The sequence below is a fragment of the Methanocella paludicola SANAE genome, from assembly GCF_000011005.1.
GTDB lineage: Archaea > Halobacteriota > Methanocellia > Methanocellales > Methanocellaceae > Methanocella > Methanocella paludicola.
Map to the genome: position 1 here is coordinate 1,542,456 of NC_013665.1, position 21,171 is coordinate 1,563,626.

General features: G+C 53.7%; 13 protein-coding genes. 2 read left to right on the forward strand and 11 right to left on the reverse strand.

Annotated elements, in window-relative coordinates; all coding sequences use genetic code 11:
* Positions 1-2: 2 nt before the first annotated feature.
* The 6 genes from MCP_RS07805 to MCP_RS07830 all read right to left on the reverse strand — a co-directional run bounded on the left by MCP_RS07805 (position 3) and on the right by MCP_RS07830 (position 11,767).
* The gene (locus MCP_RS07805; RefSeq protein ID WP_012900293.1) at positions 3-2,444 is read right to left on the reverse strand and encodes a valine--tRNA ligase; all 2,442 of its coding nucleotides are present in this window, start codon (positions 2,442-2,444) and stop codon (positions 3-5) included.
* A 247-nt stretch (positions 2,445-2,691) separates the two neighbouring features.
* A complete protein-coding gene (locus tag MCP_RS07810; protein ID WP_158301465.1) occupies positions 2,692-4,671 on the reverse strand; it encodes a PAS domain S-box protein in 1,980 nt (659 codons plus the stop codon).
* Positions 4,672-4,976: 305 nt separating this feature from the next.
* The gene (locus MCP_RS07815; RefSeq protein ID WP_012900295.1) at positions 4,977-6,950 is read right to left on the reverse strand and encodes a PAS domain-containing sensor histidine kinase; all 1,974 of its coding nucleotides are present in this window, start codon (positions 6,948-6,950) and stop codon (positions 4,977-4,979) included.
* 107 nt (positions 6,951-7,057) lie between these two features.
* Positions 7,058-7,426 (reverse strand): response regulator, encoded by a 369-nt coding sequence (locus MCP_RS07820; RefSeq protein WP_012900296.1) that lies wholly within the window; start codon positions 7,424-7,426, stop codon positions 7,058-7,060.
* Positions 7,427-7,442: 16 nt separating this feature from the next.
* Positions 7,443-9,686 (reverse strand): PAS domain S-box protein, encoded by a 2,244-nt coding sequence (locus MCP_RS07825; RefSeq protein ID WP_012900297.1) that lies wholly within the window; start codon positions 9,684-9,686, stop codon positions 7,443-7,445.
* A 119-nt stretch (positions 9,687-9,805) separates the two neighbouring features.
* On the reverse strand, positions 9,806-11,767 hold the full coding sequence (locus tag MCP_RS07830) for a PAS domain-containing sensor histidine kinase (protein ID WP_012900298.1): 1,962 nt from the start codon (positions 11,765-11,767) through the stop codon (positions 9,806-9,808).
* A 356-nt stretch (positions 11,768-12,123) separates the two neighbouring features.
* Between MCP_RS07830 and MCP_RS07835 the strand changes: the two genes are divergently transcribed.
* Positions 12,124-12,441 (forward strand): hypothetical protein, encoded by a 318-nt coding sequence (locus tag MCP_RS07835; RefSeq protein ID WP_012900299.1) that lies wholly within the window; start codon positions 12,124-12,126, stop codon positions 12,439-12,441.
* Between the two features lie 168 nt (positions 12,442-12,609).
* Positions 12,610-12,813 (forward strand): hypothetical protein, encoded by a 204-nt coding sequence (locus MCP_RS15975; protein ID WP_012900300.1) that lies wholly within the window; start codon positions 12,610-12,612, stop codon positions 12,811-12,813.
* A 266-nt stretch (positions 12,814-13,079) separates the two neighbouring features.
* Here the strand turns inward: MCP_RS15975 and MCP_RS07845 are convergent, their stop codons facing one another.
* From MCP_RS07845 to MCP_RS07865, 5 genes are all read right to left on the reverse strand, one after another.
* Complete coding sequence (locus MCP_RS07845; protein ID WP_012900301.1) at positions 13,080-16,100, reverse strand: tetratricopeptide repeat protein; 3,021 nt, start codon at positions 16,098-16,100, stop codon at positions 13,080-13,082.
* Positions 16,101-16,910: 810 nt separating this feature from the next.
* Complete coding sequence (locus MCP_RS07850) at positions 16,911-17,642, reverse strand: fumarylacetoacetate hydrolase family protein (protein ID WP_012900302.1); 732 nt, start codon at positions 17,640-17,642, stop codon at positions 16,911-16,913.
* Positions 17,639-18,415, reverse strand: a complete 777-nt coding sequence (locus MCP_RS07855; protein WP_012900303.1) for a dihydroorotate dehydrogenase electron transfer subunit — start codon at positions 18,413-18,415, stop codon at positions 17,639-17,641. The genes MCP_RS07850 and MCP_RS07855 overlap by 4 nt, the downstream gene beginning before the upstream one ends.
* Entirely contained in the window at positions 18,396-19,343 is a 948-nt protein-coding gene (locus tag MCP_RS07860; protein ID WP_012900304.1) for a dihydroorotate dehydrogenase, read from the reverse strand. The genes MCP_RS07855 and MCP_RS07860 overlap by 20 nt, the downstream gene beginning before the upstream one ends.
* Entirely contained in the window at positions 19,340-21,109 is a 1,770-nt protein-coding gene (locus tag MCP_RS07865) for an Eco57I restriction-modification methylase domain-containing protein (protein WP_012900305.1), read from the reverse strand. Before MCP_RS07865 ends, MCP_RS07860 begins: the two co-directional genes overlap by 4 nt.
* Between the last annotated feature and the right edge of the window lie 62 nt (positions 21,110-21,171).

The following is a 21,171-nucleotide window of genomic DNA, read 5'->3' on the forward strand; positions in this document are numbered from 1 at the left end:
ACTTATTTTTCGATCTGCATACTGATCTCGGTAGTGCCGATGACGGAGACGACGTCCTGCCGCTCTACCACGCCGTACGATATTTCTGCGATCTTCATCGCATCCTTAAGGACGGCAGCGAACTGCATGATATCGTTGTCCAGTCCATTGGCTGAAATGATGACCTTCGAGAGCACGGCGTTCTGCGCCAAGTTCTGCGAGTTCTTATACTGCCGGAGGCTCGAGATCATGGCGATGGCCATGTTGCCCAGCTTGAGCGCCTCGATATCGGACCAGTGGTAGTTGGCCTCGGGCCACCGCGAGATGTGCAGGCTCGCCGCGCCTTCGGTCTCCCGGAACAGGCGCTGGTATAAGTCCTCGGTGATGTGCGGTATGAAGGGCCCGAGAAGCTTTAGCGAGTTAAAGAGAGCCATGTAGACCGTATAGAGCGCAGCCTGGCCGCTCTCCCCGTTCTCGGCCTTCCTGTACAGCCTGTCCTTCACGATCTCCAGGTAGTTGTCGCAGAAGTCTCCCCAGAAGAACTGCTCGGTCAGCGACTTAGCCTTGCTGTACTCGTAGCGCTCGAAGTTCTCGGTGCTCTCGCGGATGACGTCGTTCAGCTTGGTCAGCAGCCACTTATCGATGAGCTCCAGCTCAGGCTCCCGGGGCTTGTAGTCCTTCAGGTGTATGGACGCGAACCGGGAGGCATTGAACAGCTTATTGATGAACTTCTGGCCGTAGACGATCTCTTTTTCCTTGAAAGCGAGGTCGTCGCCCAGCTTGGCGGACGCTGCCCACCACCGGACAGCGTCGGCGCTGTACTTTTGCACGAAGGGCAGCGGCTCGACGATGTTACCCTTGGACTTGTGCATCGCCTTACCGTTCGGGTCCAGGCCCTGGCCGGATATCATGATGTCGTACCAGGGCAGGGTTTTGGTGTGCAGGTAGCTCTTGATGACCGTGTAGAACAGCCATGTCCGGATGATCTCGTGGGACTGCGGGCGCAGGTTCATGGGATACATCTTATCGATGATCGAGCCGGGCTCGCCCCAGTTCGCGTTGATGAGCGGGGTGACCGATGACGTTGCCCAGGTATCCATGACGTCCTTCTCAGGCTCGAACTCGATTGAGCCGCATTTCTTGCACGGGTGCAACGGCTGCGTAACGAGCGGGTCAACGGGCAGCTGGCTGTCCTCCGCAAGCGCGACCGCGCCGCACTTCTTGCAGTACCAGATGGGGAACGGCACGCCGAAGTAGCGCTGCCGGGATATGCACCAGTCCCACTTGAGGCCGTTGATCCAGGTGTCGTAGCGTATCTTCATGTGCTCCGGGTACCACTTGAGCTTCGCTCCCTGGGCCAGGAGCTCGTCCTTGATGTCCAGGATGCGGATGAACCACTGCGGGGTAACGAAGAACTCGACGGCCGTGCCACAGCGCTCGTGGACGTTCATGACGTGCTCGATGGGCTTCTGCTCGACGAGGAGCCCGGCGGCCTTGAGGTCTTCCAGGATCTGCCGGCGGCATTCGGTGAGCGTCATGCCCTTGTACGGGCCGGCGTTGTCGTTCATGGTGCCGTTCGGGTTTATGGACAGCTTCAGGGGCAGGTCGAACTGTCTCCACCAGTCGATATCGGTCTTATCGCCGAAGGTGCAGACCATGACCATTCCTGTGCCGAACTCCGGGTCGACCTTGACATCGGCCAGGATGGGTACCTTTACGTTGAATATGGGAGTGATGCCCGATTTTCCGACAAGCGCCCTGTACCGCTCGTCGGACGGGTGCACGAGCAGCCCGACGCACGAGGATATCAGCTCAGGCCTCGACGTGGCGATAAGCAGATCCTTTCCATCCTCGGCTTTAAAGATGACCGTGTTAAGGAAAGACTTTTTAGGCTCGGAGTCCTCGACGTCGGCCTGGGCGAGAGACGTCTCGCAGAGGGGGCACCAGATGGCGGGCTCATTACGCCGTTCCATGCGGCCCATGTTGAAGATATCGATGAATGAGCGCTGTGAAATGCGCTGGCAGCGCTCATTAATGGTAGAATACAGGAGGCCCCAGTCCACGGATATGCCGAGAGTCGTCCAGACATTACGGTAGTTGGCGCCGCCGATCTCCGTCTCTTTAAGGCAGAGCCGCACGAACTCCTCCCGGCCGACCTTCCGGATATTGACCTTGTACTTTTTCTCCACGAAGCGCTCGGTAGGCAGCCCGTTATCGTCGAAGCCCATCGGGTAGAACACGTTCTTTCCCTGCATGCGCTGGTACCGGGCCACGAACTCGGCCTGGGAATAGGACAGTACGTGCCCCATGTGTATGTACCCCGACAGCGTGGGTGGCGGAGTGTCGATGGAGTACGTGGGCTTCTTGCTCGTCGGGTCGAACTTAAAGATCTGGTTCTCTTCCCAGAATTTTTGTATCCTGGGCTCTATTTCCTTAGGGTCGTATTTTTTCGGAAATTCGGTCATTTGATATGCCTCTGGCGCCTGCGCGGCATGTATAAATCGGCCTATGTAAGGGTGATTTTTTAAAATCAATATTCACGCCAACTATATATAGGTTATTATCGGTACTTTTCCCAAATAATCGTTAATATGGCTCATTTACGAGATTTACCCGATTAAATTTCCCGGTTGGCGATGGTTTCTAAAAATGGCAAATCATCATAAACAATACGTTGATCATTATTTGAACTCTTTTTGATATTCACACTTATTATTCTATTGCCGGCAGCATGACCACGAACCTCGACCCCTTCGCGGAGTCGCCGGGAATACGGTCTTCTACCCATATCCGGCCTTTATAGCTATCCGTGAGAGCCTTCGCCATCAATAAGCCTATGCCGCTGCCCTTCGACTTGATGTCGCCCGTCAGTTTACGCTCGAATATTACATCTTTTAGCTCATCCGGTATGCCGGGGCCCCGGTCATCGATCGTGACCCTGTAGTAGTCGTGACCGTTTTCGCTAGCAGGCCCAACGTTAATGTCGATGGTGGGATGGGCTCTGGAGTGTTTTATGGCATTCCCCACGAGGTTCGAGAACAGATCGTATAACAATTCGTTAGCCCTCACCACGCATCCGCCATTCATTGGGTAGTTAATGGTGACATTCGGGCCATGCTGCCTTGAATAATAATCCTGCACTTTCCCGAGCACCTCTCCGACATCCATCTCCCTGTCCGGGTATTCGCCCGATCTAGCTTTTTGGAGCTTCCTCACGTTGTCGATCAGCTTAGAGCTGTTCTCGAAGGCCGACCGGGGCTTCAGCAGCATCTCCTGGCCGGCCTCGTCCAGGTCCAGCATATCCAGCGCCATCTCCAGGAATCCCATGCCCACCTGGTTCATGTTACTAATATCGTGGCACATGAGGTCAACGTACAGGTCGGCCTGCATCTTAGCGACCCTCAACGCCTCCTCGGCCCGCTTACGCTCGGTGATGGGCCGCGTCGTAATCACGATCCCGTCCACGCCCGGCACGCCGATCATGTTCTTACCGGTCGACTCGACGTCCAGGTACGAGCCATCGGCTTTCCTGATACGGAACTCGGTAGGCGTCCCCGGATTCCTGCCGTCATATACCTCGCCCAGGGCGTTCTTTACACGTTCCCTGTCGTCCGGGTGTATGAATTCAAGGGGCGATCTTCCCAGAGTATGGCCAGGCGGATAGCCAAGTATATTATCCGAGGACGGTGACTCATAGATAATACGCCCCTCCCGGTCCAGGATACGAATGATATCCATCGAGTTCTGGATCAGCGAACGGAACCGGATATCCGCCGCCCTCACTGCCTCCTCAGCCCGCTTACGCTCTGTAATGTCCAGCGCCGTGAACGTAACGCCCGCCCGCAGGTTACCCGGGTCCATCGGCGTCGAGCTGAGGATTATGTCGATCACGCTGCCATCTCTCCGACGCCACCGGGTTTCCACAGTTCCCGTACCATACTTATTGATCTGGTCGTACTTCTCCCGGCCTACATACTCGTAATCCTCGTCGGATGGGTAGAGAATACGGGCGTCTTTCCCTAACAGTTCATCTCTCGTGTAGCCCGTCATCTTGCAAAGATTGTCGTTCGCCTCGGTTATGACCCTGTCGACGACGACCCCGATGCCCGTGGGCACGGCGCGGATAATGCTGTTCAGGTGTGCCTCGCTATCCCGTAAGGCCTCCTCGGCATGCTTACGCTCGGTGATATCGTTTTCCGAGCCGGCCATGCGCACCACGCGGCCATGCGCATCGCGCTGGGCCATGCCCCGGTCTGATATCCACTTCCAGGAGCCATCCTTGCATAGAGTACGGTACTCCTCGGCAAAGACGGGCGTCCTGCCCTCGAAGTGTGCCTGAACAGCGGCCATTACCCGGGGGGCATCCTCAGGGTGGATACGGCTGCTCCACTCCTCCTCCCGGTCAGTGGCCTCATCATCGGAGAGGCCACGCAGTGCCTTCCATTGCGGAGAGTAGAAGACGCGCTTATTAGGCACGTCCCAGTCCCAGATGGCACCTCGGGCACCGGCGATGACTAGCTTATACCGCTCCTTGATCTCCCTCAATGCTTCTTCTGCACGCCTGCGCTCTTCGTTTTCCCGGGATACTTTTTCGTACAATCCCTCGAACCTTAACAACACGAACAAGGAAGTCAGTGGTGCGACCAGGCCGGCAAAAAGTATGGTATACACATAGCTTTCCCATACTGTCATGTCCGGGTCAAAAATAGTTTTTGCCACCTGGAAAACGGTCATGATGACAACAGTTGCCAGCGTTATGAAGAGGATAGATAATGCTAACCGGATATTCCTGGAACCCGGTCTACTGAACGCTTCGGTTAAGGACCCCCAATTCATATTACCTGCTTTTTATTGTTAATTTAATGCTTTTTTTCAACATTCTATAAATATATTCGCTACTTTTCTATCTACCCTTTCGCATGGCTCCAAGGGTGTTCATAAACGATGTCCGAGATAGAGCCTCCAGCTCCGTTGAGAAATTAAAAAGAAAAATTAAATTAATTTTCTATCGCTGGCAGCATGACCACGAACCTGGCCCCCTTCGTGGGGTCGCCCTGTATGCGGTCTTCTACGAGTATATTTCCATTGAAACATTCGACCAGTATCTTAACCAGGTATAATCCGAGGCCTTTACCCCGCATGATCCCACCTTCATAGTACATACGGTTAAAGATCCTATTTTTTAGATCCGGATTTATGCCGGGCCCATTATCCTCAATAGAGATTCGACAAAATTTATTGCCACCTATTTTTACACTTTTAAGGCTGATGTTTATAAACACTGAATCCTTAGAGTGCTTGATAGAATTATCGACCATGTTCGAGAATACGTCGTATAGCAAACGGTCCGCGTAAACATAACAGCCTTTCTGCGACTCCAGGTTGATCGTGATACTCCGGCCGTTAACTGTCAGGTAATTATTCTTGACTTGATCGAGGATTTGCCCGACATCGATCTTCTCCAGGTGCAGATCGCCTTTTTTCACTTTTTGCAGCTTCTTAACGTTACTAATGAGCTCGGAACTATTTTTAAATGCCATTAACGCCTTCGACAGGCGTTCTTGCCCCGGCTCATCCAGTTCTACCATATCTTTGAGTAATTCCAGGTTACCCATGCCGATCTGGTTAATATTGCTGATGTCATGGCTCATTAGATCGACGTATAGCCCGGCCTCTTCATTTGAATCGTGGAGTGCCGCCAGGGCCTGCTTATACTGCGTTACGTCCTCGCCGATGGTCAGGATCGCCGGATCGCCCTTATACATGACCCTTGCGGAAGTGATCTTCATCCATTTTTCTTCCCCATTTGTTTGCAGCCTCACCTCATAGCTCGGGGGCGGATTCTCCCCACGCAATCTTGCCAAACCACGCTCTTTTACCAGTTCCCTGGATCCGGGAGCGAACAGGTCCCAGAATTTCATCTTTTGGATATCATCGGAGGAATACCCCACGATCTTTTCCGCCGCGGGATTAGCATAGATGAAGCTTACGCCACGGTGGAAAAATATTGCCACGGGAGAGGTTTCGACCAGAGTACGAAATTTTTCCTCGCTTTCTTTGACCCCTTTTTCAGCCTGCTTTCGGGCACCCATCTCATCTAATAAAAATTTGTTGACCTTTTCTAGCTCGGCTGTCCTTTCCTTTACCCGTATCTCTAATTCATCCCGCGACCGTTTTAGATCGGTTTCGGCTTTCTTGAGGGCGGTGATATCGTTTCCAACGCAGAGTACACCGATGAGATGTCTCTGATCATCGGTTATCGCTTTATTCGTCCACGATACCCACACTCGCTCGCCATTACTTCGCATGTTTTCATTCTCGTTGTTAATATAACGCCCGGGATGGAGGCAAATATCCTTTATCAATTTCGAAAGGTCTCGCCCGGATGAATCCGTAATAGGTACGATGGTCCCGATGACATTTTTATTGAGGATCTCGGGGAGGTCGAATCCAAAAAAATCCTGGGCGAACTCATTGAAAAATGTAATATTCCCCTGTGTGTCCATTTTCAGGATGATACTATTCGCGTTTTCGACGAGTTCCCGGTATTTCACTTCGCTCTTTCTTAAAGCGTTTTCCAGCCGCTTATGTTCCGTCATGTCGGTGATGAAAGAATAGTAGTATTGTGTTTCGCCTTTTTCACCACAAAACATATGCAGAAAAATGTCCACGGGAACAAGCGATCCGTCCTTTCGAACGAATTCCAGCTCATACGTGTAGGGTGCCACATTACAGTTGATCCCTTTGATTATATCCACGGCCCGGGCACGATGTTCGGAGGACGTAAAGTCTTCGGGCCATCGCATTTTGCTTATTTCCTGTTTGGAATAACCCGTAAGCCGGCAAAATGCCAGGTTGCACGTAAAAACGCTTCCATCACTATAGGTAGCAATAAAGGATACGGTATCGTTCTCAACGGCAGCCGCGGTGAACTCTCCAAGTTCCGCGAGATTTAAAAAACCCCGGCTCATTAAATTACATAATTTCAACGTATCATTATATAGCTAATATTTATTATTAGCAAGTAATTCAATTAATAATTGTGTATAAAATAGTAAAACAACAGCCGCATGGCCAGTCATTGCCTTAATAAAGTATCGACACAACTTCTAAGTTGTTTCAATTGTATCGGTTTTTCTAAGAACATTGACGCCCCTGCCCCGATAGCTTCATCCCTGATGCTCGAATCGGCGCTTACGATCACGTATTTTGTACCGGAGTTCAATTTTAGCATTTCTTTCATTGCATCGACACCCATCATTACAGGCATTCGATGATCCATGATAATGATAAATGGCTTAGGATCGCTCGCCTTGAACGACTCGATCGCCTCAAGGCCATCCGCCGCGACGAACGATATCGACATTCCGCAAGCCGTGAAGACCGTCTTATAAAGGTCCGCGACTTCAGGCTCGTCCTCAACGATCCCTATCGTATCTCTTCGCATATTTCAGACCCTCACCTCATACCGCCGGCAGCATGACCACGAACCTGGCGCCCTTCGTGTAGTCGCCGCTCACCCGGTCCTCGACCCAGATCTTACCGTTGAACTCATGTACGAGCGTCTTCACCAGGTATAGGCCCAGGCCCTTGCCCTTTGCCTTCGTATTCCCGCGCTCGAACCGGTTGAATATACGCGTTTTAAGTTCATCCGGTATGCCGGGACCATTATCCTCGATCATGATCTTATGATAGCTCTCGTCCGTCCCGTATACCCGAAACTGGGTTATGCTGATCTCAAGGGGTTTATTATCGTCCGAGTGCTTAACGGCGTTACCGACGATATTGACGAACACGTCCTTGACCAGCCCCGTCGCCAGGACATGGCCCCCGACCGGCGCATAATTGATCGTGACATGCCTGCCGTTGGCCTTTGAGAACTGTTCCTTAATGCCCAGGAGTATCTCTTTCAGGTCGATGGTCTGAAGCTGGTGTTCCCTGGACTTCGCCGACCGGAGTTTGCGCACATTATCGATGAGCCGGGTGCTGTCCAGGATCGACTGGAGCGGCTTTTCCAGGAGTTCTACATCCTTCACCTCGATCCTGCCGTCTTCTTTTAATGTCTGGAGCGCGATCTCCAGGTAACCCAGGCCTACCTGGTTCATGTTGTTGATGTCGTGGCCCATCAAGTCCAGGTACAGCTCGGCCTGCGCCTGTGCCGATAACAGCTCTTCCTCGGCCTGCTTCCGTTCGGTGATGTCCGTGTTGGTGCCGAACCAGCGCCGAATTTTCCCATCCCCGCCTTTGATGGGCGTGACCCTCGTGAGGAACCACCGATAGTTCCCGTCCTTACCTCTCAATGGGAAAATGTTATCGTACGGCTTACCCTCTCTGATACTGGCGGACCACTCCCCGGTGACGGCCTCGACATAGTCCGGGTGATGGACCTTCTGCCATCCCCAGCCCTGCATCTCCTCCAGCGTCGTCCCCGTGTAATCATACCACTGCCGGTTATACCAGAAGATCCAGCCATCAGCATTCGCCATCCACGCCAGATTGGGAATATTGTCCGCGAGAGCGCGGAACCGCTCCTCGCTCTCACGCAAAGCCTCCTCGGCCCGCTTGCGCTCTTCCATTTGTGCATTGAGCTCGTCATTCGACTGCTGGAGCTCGGCGGTCCTTTCCCGCACTCTCACCCCAAGCCCGTCCCGGGCTTTGCGCAATTCCTCCGCCATCCGATTGCGCTCGGTGATATCCATGTGGGTTCCCACGATCCTGGTGACAGGGCCACCGGCCCCATGGCGGATCGGGTAGCCACGCGAGAGAATTTCCACGTAATGGCCATCCTTATGCAGCATGCGGAATTCCATCTCGTATTCCCGCTCGCCGCGCACGACAGCGTCCACCACCAGCCGGGCTCGTTCACGGTCATCGGGATGCATCAGGCGCATCCAGGCACTGGCATGCGGCTCGATCTCGTCCTCCGTGTAACCGAGCATCTCCTTGTAACGAGGGGAGTAATAGACCTCGTTAGTCTCCATGTTCCAGTCCCATATCCCTTCCCGGGCCGCCTTAAGGGCATAGCTGAACCGTTCCTCGCTCTCACGCAGCGCATCCTCCGCCTTTCTGCGCCGGACCCGTTCCCTGATCGCGGTGATACCATAGGCCAGGGTTTGGGCCAACTCGAATAAGAGCTCCCGTTCTCCTCTGTCGAAGGCATCCTCGTTGCCGGAATAGATGGCAAGGGAGCCGATAACGTGTTTTTCATAAACGATGGGAAGGTTGAGGGTTGATAAATAGCCCCGCTTTAACGCGTCTTCTTGCCAGGGCAGCATCTTCTTATCCGACCTGACATCCCGTGACCCATAGGGCTTCCCCGTCTTCATACAGATGCCCGTCGGGCCGTTACCCCTGACTGGGTCGTTGAGGGCGATCATTAAACTGTCAACATAGCCTTCATCATAGCCCGCCCTGGCGATGGGGCGCACGGTCTTATGTTCATCGTTCTCGATGTAGCCGATCCAGGCCAGACGATACCCGCCGACATCTACCATTATACGGCAAATATCCTTTAAAAGTGCTGTTTCATCTTCGGCCTTTATCATCGTTTTTGTGCAATCGGACAGAACGCGTAATGCACGGTTGGCCCTGTGCAGCTCTTCCTCTACATCATTCCGGGCGGGATACTGAATATTCTTATTAACCTTAGCCCTCAGCTCCTGTAACTCGGATATAAGCTGCTCCATGGCCTTATCCTTATCATACACGGGGGTGGAAATTGGTTCGGGGCACATAATATCTTAAATATTAAATTTAATAGGACCATATGAGTGCCCATATTAATATTTTCAGGTCCACGAACCACCTGGAATGAAAAAAGTTACTTTTAAACGGTTGGCAGCATGACCACGAACCTGGCACCCTTCGTGTGGTCGCCACTCACCCGGTCCTCGACCCACACCCGGCCCCCATAACTTTCAACGAGCGACTTGACCAGATATAGTCCGAGTCCCATGCCCTTCGCTTTTGTGGTGCCACGCAGCATACGATTGAATATCCTGTCCTTGAAATCATCGGGGATGCCTGGCCCGTTATCCTCGACCATCACACGGCAATACTCCCTGTCGTGATCTTCTAGAACATCCAGGTCAATGGCAATGTCCGCCCTGTCACCTGTATGCTTGATCGCGTTGCTCACCAGGTTGGCGAATACGTCGTGCAGCAATTCATTGGCACGGATGATGCACCGCTCGCGTCCATTAGTGTTCAGCGTTATGGCCTTATTCGGGACCGCTCCGAACTCCCGTCGTACGTCACTCAGCACCCCACACACGTCGACTTCCTGGGTCTGGAACACGCCTTCCTTGAGCTTCCGCAGCTTTCTCACGTTCTGGATGAGCTGGGCGCCTCGCTGCAGTACTTCGATAGGCTTGTCTAAAAACTCGCTCTTGCCGGCGACCGGGCTCACATCCCTGGCCAGCTCCAGGTATCCCAGGGCGATCTGGTGCATGTTGTTGATATCGTGGCCCAGGAGGTCGAGATATAATTCGGCCTGGGCTTTTGCTTCCACGAGCGCCTCCTCGGCCCGCTTACGCTCGCTGATATCACGCGCCGTGGCAAATACTCCGATCACTATACCCGACTCGTCCCGATATATGGAAGCGTTGTAGAGGACGTGGGTGATGTGCCCGTCCCTGTGCCGGATCTCAAGCGGGTAATCCTTCACCGAGCCTTCCTCGAATACCTTCTTATACCCTTTCCGGGCCATGTCGGGATCTGTGAAGTAATTAGAGAAATCCGTACCGATCAGATCATCGCGAGAAATGCCGGTCGCTACCTCGGTGGCCATGTTCACATCGGTGATCTTGCCATCGGGGGATATCGTGACAAGCGGGTCAATGCTCGCCTCGATCAGGCTACGATTATACGCATTGGCAAACCGGACAGCCTCCTCGGCTCGCTTGCGCTCGGTGACGTCGGTGATCATCGCTACGCCGCCGGCAAAAACCCCCTTATCATCCAGTATGGGCGTGGCCGATACCATGCACCATAGATCGCTGCCGTCCTTCCTGCGGAATTGAAAGTCATGCCGTACCTTTACGCCGCGACGATGCATTTCCATGTCAGAATTCAACACGTCCAGGTAGGAGTCGCTGGTGAAATCTTCGATCTTTTTACCCGCCATCTCCTCCATCGTATAGCCCAGCATGCTGGACATTCTATCGTTGACGAACGTGGTCCTCATATCCCGGTCGATGATCCAGATGCCCTCGTTGGCCGCCTCCACCACACGGCGGTATTTTTCCTCGCTCTCCCGCAGCGCTTCCTGGGCCTGCTTGCGCTCGTCGATGTCGCGGACGTGCTCGATGACGCCCGTCACCTCTCCCCGGTCGTTCACCAGCGGAAAGGCGTAAATTTCTCTCCATCCTTTTAGGTCGTGTACGACTCCGCTTTGCGTGGATCCCGTTTTGATAGCCCGGATACTCGGGCACGGTTCACAGGGCTCGGACCGCCCGTGGTAGGCCTGGTAGCATTTTTTACCCGTTACATGCCCGTACCACTTTTCCATAGCGGGATTCACCTGGAGGATGTTCAGGTCTTTATCCAGCACGCTTATGCCGTCCTTAATACACTCGAAGATGTTCCTTAAAAATCTCTCCTTTTCCGCCAGCTTCTCAATGGCCTGATCCCTCTCTGCGATGTCCAGGACAGTCTGATCGTGCTTTAATCGGAGCTCGTTTTCCAGAAAAGCGACACGGATTTCTAATTCAGCGATAAGGTCCTTATCCGAAGTATCTTTATTACGGGTGATGCCTGATTTTTCCCCGGGCCCTGGATCCGATTTCATGCACCGCACCATAAAAAATGACCAATGATCTATTACTGCTCTACGATAATATTCATATCGGACATATACCTCTATGTTATAAATATAAATATTTTGTAATAAATTAAAGGCTCGATCATGACGGGCACCGACCGTTCGAAGAAATACGTATGGAGCACCCAACCAGGCAGTAAGCCACCGATTACATGAATTATAACGTATAATTGACCTTATTTTAGCAAAATAACCGTAATTGGTTGCTTAATAGTTATAATCGCTATAAATTGGACGTATTTCTCCTGCAATGCTTTAAAATACGCATAATATTAAACAACATATCCTCCTATCAGATGTATTGGAGGAGGTATCAGATTAGTATGTTCAGGAAACTTATGATTGCAGTGGCCGTTGTTGCCATGGCGTCGGCTCTCGTGCTTCCCGCTTCGGCATGGTTCAGCCCCTTCGGCTTTGGCCCGTTCGGCTGCGGCTTCGGGTTCTCGCCCTTCGCGACAGGAGTTTCGTCGTTTACCACGACTTCTACGTTTACTTCCAGCTGCACCGGCGCCACCGGTTTCGGCTTCGGCGGCTTTGGCTGCGGCACCCCGTTCGGCTTCGGCGGCTTCGGTGGCTGTGGAGTGCCGTTTGGCGGCTGCGGCCTGGGTGGCTTAGGCATTGGTGGCTTCGGCTGTATCTAGGTGAGCGATCTAGAGCGTTGGTAGGGGATCTTCACAAATCCCTTTTCTATTTTATAGGTATGTGTTATTAAGCAATTATAACGGCCTGGAACTGGCTATATTCCACTGATTATGCAGGCAACTTTCAACAATATGCAAGGCTAGAGGTCTATTGGTGGAGGATGTAGTATGTTAAAGAAACTGACGGCAGCAGTTACCGCCTTCGTTGCATTTTGCGTTGTCGCCCTTCCGGCGGCAGCATGGTGGAGTCCTTTTGGTTTCGGATTCGGCGCATGTGGGTTCGGCACGTTCGGCGTGTTCGGCCCCTTCGGGGTCTTCGGCCCGTTCGGCGTTTTTGGCCCGTTCGGCTTCGGCGGCCTGGGCTGCTGGTGAAGCAGCCCCAATTCCTTTTTAAGGCTCACGAAAAATATTAAGAACGCACGAAGACTTTTTCAGCCACGAAGTGGCTCGAAGTTGGTTTGAAGTTACACTAAGTTATTTTATACATTATTTTACTTCTATCAGTATAAGTTTAATATTAAAAATAGGCGAGCGGTCGAATAAAATTATAAAAAAACTTCGAGCCACTTCAGGCCCGCTTTGAGGTCTTTGTGGCTGAAATAGTCTTTGAGCGTTCTTAATATTTTTTGTAGGCCTTTTTAAGCGTTGCCCATATCCTTAACACGCTGGCGGGCATGATCGACATAGCTGGCATACTGCGGCGGAGCACAGTCGATGAACTTACGATAAGCCTCGACGGCCATATTACCCATATTCGCCGTATCCAGCGCAAAGCCCAGGTTATAGTACGCCTCGGCATAGTCCGGCCTGAGGTGCACGGCGATATTATACTCGTCGATGGCCTCCTTGAGCAGGCCCTTCTTGCCAAGGATGACGCCGAGGTTATAGTGCGCGTTAGCATCGTCCGGCTTCAAGCGAATGGTCTCCCGGAGCTCCCCGACCGCATCATCGACCAGGCCCTTGTTATCGTAGGCCAGGCCCAGGTTATAGTGAGCGTTCGCGTCTTCGGGTTGCAGGCGCAGCGCGGCGAGGTATTCGACGATGGCATCGTCGACCAGGCCCCGGTAATCTAAAATGATACCCAGGTTGTTGTGCGCCCGGGCATAATCGGGCTTGATACGCAGGGCTTCGCGGTACTCGTTGATGGCGTCGTCGAGCTGGCCGCGGTTGGCCATGACCACGCCCAGGTTATAGTGGGTGTTGGCGTCGTCCGGCTTTAGGCGGAGAGCGGCGAGCAATTCGCCGACGGCCTCGTCATACATGCACTTATAGTTATAGGCCAGGCCCAGGTAATAGTGGGCGTTAACGTCCTCCGGCTTCGACTCAAGCACCGCCTTGAACTCGACGATGGCCTCGTCCAGCATGCCCTTCTTGCCCATCACGACGCCCAGGTTATAGTGGACGCCGGGGTCGTTCGGCTCAAGCGCCAGCGCTTCACGCAGCTCGCGGATGGAGTCGTCGAGCATGTTCTTTTCGTTGAACGCCATGCCCAGGCGGAACCGGGCTTCGAAGTCATCGGGCTTCAGCCAGACGACCTCTCTCAGCTCTTTGATCGCCTCGTCCAGCATGCCTTTCCGGATGAGCGCCAGGGCCAGGTTGTAGTGGGAGACCGGATCGTCCCGCCTCTGCTCGATGGCGATGCCATATTCGCCTATCGCCTCATCGAGCAGGCCCTTCTTATCGAGCACGGACGCCAGGTTGAAGTGCGCTTCGGCGTACTCAGGCTTGATCCTGATGGCCTCGCGGAACTCGCGGATGGACTCGTCAGCCATGCCCTTATCGAAGAGCGCCAGGGCCAGGTTGTTATGCGCCTGCGCATCCTCGGGCTTGAGGCGCACCACTTCGATGTACTCGCGGATGGCATTATCGACCAGGCCTTTCTTGTTCAGCGCCAGGCCGAGGTAATAGTGAGCGTTCGCGTCTTCGGGGCGCAGGTGAACGGACTCCCGGAACTCGCGGATCGACTCGTCGAGCATGTTCTTTTTACTGTAAATTGTGGCCAGGTTATAGTGGGCCTCCGCATAGTCCGGCCTCAGGCGCACCGCCTCGCGGTACTCGCGTATCGCTTCATCGAGCAGGCCCTTCTTGCCGAAGACGACTGCCAGATTATAGAATGCCTCGGCGAGGTCCGGCTTCAGGCGGTAAGCCTCCCGGAATTCACGGATGGCGTGGTCGAGTAAGCCTTTCTTACTCAGGGCCAGGCCAAGGTTATAGTGCGCCTGGGGATCGTCCGGCTTCAGCCATACGACCTCCCGGAACTCCTTGATCGTCTCCTCCAAAAGCCCTTTATCATCGAGGGCTACGCCGAGATTGTTCCTGGCTTTCACGTCGTCCGGCTTCAGCCGAATGGCCTCCCGGTACTCGCGTATAGCGTCGTCCAGCAGCCCTTTGTAATCAAAAGCGAGGCCGAGGTTATAGTGGGCCTCCGCATATTCCGGCCGCAGCCGGATCGCGTCCTTCAGCTCGCGAATAGCGTCGTCCATCAGGTCCTTCTTTCCGAACACGACGCCCAGGTTATAATGAGCCTCAGAATAGTTCGGCCGGAGCCAGATGGCTTCCCTTAATTCTTTGACCGCCTCGTCCAGCATGCCCTTCCTGCAGAATACGTAGCCCAGCTTATAATGGGCCTCGGCATAGCCGGGCCGGAGCTTGACCGCGTCACGGAACTCCTGGGCCGCCTCGTCCAGCGCGTTCCTCGAGGCTAGAGCTACGCCCAGGTTATAGTGGGCTTCAGGGTCGTCGGGCCTGAGCCGGACAGCGGCATAATACTCCTTAATGGCCTCGTCAAGCTGGCCGCGGTAATCGAGAAGAATGCCCAGGTTGTTATGGGCTTTTGCGTAGTCGGGCTTGAGCCGCACTGCTTCCCTGTACTCGCGGATCGCCTGGTCGTACTGGCCTTTTTTGCTCAGCGCCAGGCCCAGGTTATAGTGCGCCTCGGCATCGTCGGGCTTTAGCCAGACGGCCTCGCGGAATTCCCGGATCGCCTCATCTACGAGCCCTTTATAGTCGAGCGAGACACCCAGGTTATAGTGCGCCTCGGCATCGTCGGCTTTGAGCCTTATCGCTTCCCGGAACTCCTTGATGGCCTCGTCCAGCATGCCCTTCTTTCCGAGAACTACTCCCATGTTATAGTGGACTTCGGGATAATCCGGGTCGATCCTCAAAGCGTCCTTAAACTCTTTGACGGCATCGTCAAGCTGGTTTCTCTTCCCGAGCGCGATGCCCATGTTATAGTGCGCCCGGGCAAAGTCGGGGCTCAACCGCAGGGCCTCGCGGTATTCCATGATGGCGTCGTCAAGAAGGCCCTTATCGTCGAGGGCCGCGCCTAAATTAAAGTGCGCCTCCGCAAAATCAGGATTAAGCCTTACGGCTTCACGGAACTCCCGGATAGCGTCGTCCAGCAGGCCCTTATCGTCGAAGGCGACCGCAAGATTGTAGTGCGCCTCCGCATAATCAGGCTTCTGCCTTACCGCTTCGGAATATTCCCTGATCGCCTCGTCGAGGACGAACCGTATGTCATTGATGGAATCACTGTTCGAACGAACATCCACGCTGTACGCTATGCTTGCCCTGGGGTTCGCTGCCCGCTGCATGAATGGTTCGTTCTTGTGTTTCGTACTACCCATTATGGTGTCGAAGAAGCTTTTGATGCCGCTCATTCACAAGAACCTCTTTTTATCCCCGCAAGGCCCCCTATGCGTTTTTGCGGCCTATCCACAGTAAAGCGACCGCTTGCGTAATAATAAAGCATTGCACTGCCGTGTAATAAATATTTCTATCGGCCGGGGAAAATAACAAATAATCAGGCCTTTAGATTAAGCAGCATTGATTTGTTAAAAATAAATATAATAAGGTCTTGCCTCCAGTAATTACATGTTAGTGGTTTGATTGTTCAGCTGGTATGATTTGTGCAAATTTGTTCGGTCGGTATCACGAACCTCTCCAAAAGAATTAAACCACTAATTTTTCTTTTAGATTTTTCTCACGAAGTCTCTAAGCCTCGAACTCACCGTCAATTCCCGAACTCTCTAATACTCGGGGCAGTGCTCTAAGTCTCTAACGCGCTAACCCGAAAAGAAGTCTCTAAGTCTCTAAATCACGTTTGAAACGCTAAACAGTGGAGCACGAACACTCTAAGAGCCCGGTCGTTCCCCAGTACTTTTGGGTATTAGGGTCGTTGGCGTTTTAGCCGAGCATTGGAGGGTTAGTGCTATGTCGTTTAGCGTTTCGAACGTGCATTCGAGTTTTCGAGCCTTCTTTTCGGGTTAGCGCGTTTGTGAATTCGGGCACTGCCCAGAGTATTCGGGAGTTCGTGCGTTGACGGTGTTTTAGAGGCTCAGGGATTTAGTGAGTGAAATCTTAAAGAAAAATTAGTGGTTTAATTCCTTTGGAGAGGTTCGTGATACCGACCGAACAAATCAACGTCCACAGGTAACACGGCCTAATAGCAAAAATGAATGTTATCGGCCTCAGGACACGACCTTATTCTTCAGGGTTCCGATGCTCTCGATCTCGACCTCGACGACGTCGCCGGGTTTCATAGGGCCGACTCCCGGCGGAGTTCCCGTAGCGATCACGTCGCCCGCTTCCAGCGTCATGACCCCGGAGATGAACTCCACCAGCTTATAGACGTTGAAGATCATGTCCCCGGTGTTCGAGTCCTGCATTATCTTACCGTTGAGCCGGGACTTTATCCCGATGCTGAGCGGGTCGACGTCGGTCGCGATAAATGGGCCTACGGGCGAGAACGTGTCAAAGCTCTTAGCACGGGTCCACTGGATGTCCTTTCTCTGGAGGTCCCGTGCCGTGACGTCGTTGAAGCACGTATAGCCCATGATATGGCTTTTAGCCTTATCCGCCTTCACGTGCCGCGTCCGCCTGCCGATCACGACGGCCAGCTCGGCCTCATAGTCCACACGCTGCGACTGCTTCGGGTAGACGATGCCGTCGCCGCTCGCCAGAAGGCTGGAAGGCGGCTTCAGGAACAGTATGGGCTCCTCGGGGATACGCTCGTTCAGCTCTTTCGCGTGTTCAACGTAGTTGCAGCCGACGCAGACTATCTTGGTCGGCGTGCACGGGGGCAAGACCTTCAGGTCTTCAAGCCTGTATTCTTTACCGCCCAGCGTTGAGTGGACTTTGCCTTCGAACACTTCGCCGGTGAATACCCTGTGGTGGTACCTGAACCTGCCGATAAACGTCATAATGTCATTCTCCTGCCGCTCGCATCCCGGGCGTATTTTCCGAATTCGGCCTTTAAAAGAACGTCTCCCGTGAAGACCGGGCCGTCCCGGCATACCCTCAGGCCGTCGGGGTCGAGACAGCAGCTTCCGCATACGCCGATGCCGCATTTCAGGTAGCGCTGTATGCTGAACTGCGCGCAGGATGCCAGCTTTTGCCCGTCCAGGATGCTCAGGACCCGGTACATCATTTTTTCCGGGCCGCAGCAATATATCTGGGAGTACTTGCTTAAGTTCATATTGGTCATTAATCCCGTAACAAAGCCCTTCTGGCCGTATGTTCCGTCGTCGGTCGTGACTATGGTTTCTCCTGCTCTCCGGTATCTGTCTTCAAAGTGGACTTCGTCCTTGGTCCTGTACCCGGCCAGGGTCGTGACTTTTACGCCCGTGGCAGCGGCCTTCTCCGCCAGCGGCGCCAGCGGCGCCGAGCCTACGCCGCCCGAAATGAGCAGTATATCGTCGCCAACAAGTTCCCAGCCGTTCCCGTACGGGCCCCGGATGCCGATGGAGTCGCCTACTTTCAGATTGAACATGGCCTCCGTCGCATCGCCCACCTTCTGGACGGTAATGGCATCATCATAAGAAAGCGTCATGGGCACCTCATCGACCCCCCGTACCCAGACCATAAGGTATTGCCCGGGCCTGCCCCGGAGCCAGTCCGATGTATCCAGACGGAAAGTACGGATCGTGGGCGTTTCCTCCACGATCTCAAGTATCTCAGCACTTATCGGCCTCATGCTTCACCATCCTGTGCGCCATTCCGGTTAAGTCTTTAAGCGTCATGTTCTTCCTGTCCAGATAGTCTGACAGCCCCATGGAGACTGCCGCGAACACTCCTATATCGTCGTAAACCGCGGAGCCGATCTCGACAGCAGCCGCCCCTGCCATGATGAACTCGACCGCGTCGGCCCAGCTCGAGACGCCGCCCGCGCCAATGACGGGAATGTCGAGCGCCGAGTACAGGTCATAGACACAGCGTACTGCTACTGGCTTGATGGCAGGCCCGGAGAGGCCGCCCTGAATGTTGCCCAGTATCGGGTATCCGCTGTCGATGTCGATCGCTATTGCCTTGAGCGTGTTGATGGCTACGACCGCATCTGCGCCTCCCTCCTGCGCCGCCCGGCCGATAGAAGTGATATCCGTGACGTTGGGCGTCAGCTTGACCCATACGGGCGCGTTCACGGTGCCTTTTACGGCATGAGCGATGGCCTTCACGAGGGCCGGATCGGTGCCCACCTGCATCCCGTAGCCCCTGGCATGGGGGCAGCTCACGTTCAGCTCGTAAGCCGAAGCCCCGGGTAGGCCCTTTGCCACCTCGATGAATTCGGCTTCGGTGGCCCCGAAGATGCTCGCGATGACGGGCACGCCCGAATCCTTAGCGGTCTCCAGTTCCGGTAAAAATTCCTTATAAGAGGGATTCGGCAGGCCCATGGCGTTGATGTACCCGCACTCGAGCCTGATCATGGACGGGTTGGGGTGCCCGTATTTGGGCTCTGCGCCGATGGACTTGGTGACGACGGCGCCCGCGCCCATGGAGGCGACTCTTTTGAGGGACGCCCCGGTAGTGCCCAGGATGCCCGCCGCCAGTATCGTGGGATTCGTGAGTGTGAGGCCGCCCGCCTCGACAGTAAGCTTCATGGTATCGTTCTTAAGACTCTTTATCATTGAAATATATTTTTCGCCCTCGTGTTTTTGTTCGTGGCGTTCGTGACGACGACGTACCGTCTGTCGCCCGTAACTGCATCTAATGATCCTCTGACCCTTGCGGTATCGAAGTCGTGCGCTGATGCTGCTATATCGATAAGCCCCGGGCCGCCGAAATAGAGCTCGAATGCCATAACGTCTATTAATTTATCGTAAAAATCCCGTGTTTTGCCGGATGAATCCATTAAAAGGCGGGCGATACTGGCAAAAGTGCCCTGTACGTTGCCGAGTGCCCGGACGATCGGAAGGGACTCGATACGATAGTTACGGATGTTATTCTGAGAGCAGAAAAGCTCGAAGTACCAGTTCAGGGTGGATGAGTTCAGTAGCCCCAGAATGTAAAGGGGGTCAATGTTCGGGTCCGTGATGACAATCTGCTTTATGGAGTTGCTGCACAGGTATCCTGGCGGAAGAATGGCGAATTTTAGTCGGCGGGGGCAGGCCTTGTTCTGGGTGTTGCGGCCGATGATGCGGCTACGGCCTATTATTTCGGCAGCCGAGGGCCTCTTCCGTAAAAACTCCTCTTTTTTCACCCAGCGGGGCTGCCTGCCGCCGGGCGAAAGGTCCACAAAGTACTCCTTCAGGTGGATGCCTTTTACGAATATGTCGCCAGTCCGCTCTTCGGAAATGTAAGCCTTATCGAACGTCTCGTCCACATTCCCGACTGATATTTGTCCCACGGGCGGGACACCATTCCCTCCCCTGAATGGCGGTATGCCCTTCAGGCGCCGCATCATTTCCCATTCCACCGCCGGGTCCGTCAGGAGTGGCACTTCCATTCGGCCATCGGTGAATTCGGCGAGCTCAGCATATGCTATTGCGATAGGGCTGTTGCCGGTTCCCAGAGTATCGCCGTCAGCCCCCAGCCTTAACCATAAGCGGCCATGCGAGGCTTTCGACTTTTTCAATACGATAATGGCAGTTGCCTGGTTAACGCCCGGGAATATGCGGGAGCGCTCAGGTATCTCCACGACCTCTTCCAGGCTGCATGTGTCGAAAATATGTTTGCGCAGCTTTTCCGAAGTCGCCTCATTCAAGAAAGAAGAGGGAATGATGAGCCCCATTCTGCCGCTTTCCTTTAAAAACCCCAGGTTACGCTCAATGAAGAGCTTGTAAAGATTAAGGTTGCCTTCCTGGTAATTGTAGAGGCGGCTGGCCTTTACTTTTTCGGGCAAACTGGTTTTTAGGTCTCCGCTCATGCTTTTTATGCGCATGTAGGGTGGGTTACCCACGATGACATCGAAGGTGCCGACGCCGGTAGCGAACAGGGCGTTATCGCAGGCCACATTTACTTTAATTTGTTTTTCGCCATTCGATGGTAATAGCATGTTCAGCCGCAGGAAAGCGGCATCGGCAGAGTATTGGTCTATGTCCATGCCGAACAGGCATTTTTCTATGATCTGCTTTTTTAGCTCATACTCGCTCAGGTCACTTTTTTCGGCGCGAAGGCGATACAGTTCCTCAAGCGCTGCCTGAAGGAAAATACCGGTGCCGCATGAGCTATCGAAAACACGGATATTCTCGATAGAGTTACCGGTGGCCAAATAAGGATCTATAGCCTGACGGCAAATATAGCGGGCGACCGGGAGGGGCGTATAGACCACGCCGGCGTCCCGGGATAGTCCCCCGTAATGACACGCAATGAAGGCGTCCAGCCGGGCACACGCCGCCTCGGCAGAAACCTTACCAGCTTTTACATCTTCCAGAAGCCCGGGCAATAAGTCCATGATCAGCCACATATATGCGCGACAAAGCAAAAAATATGTAGGATGAGGGCAGTCTCTACATA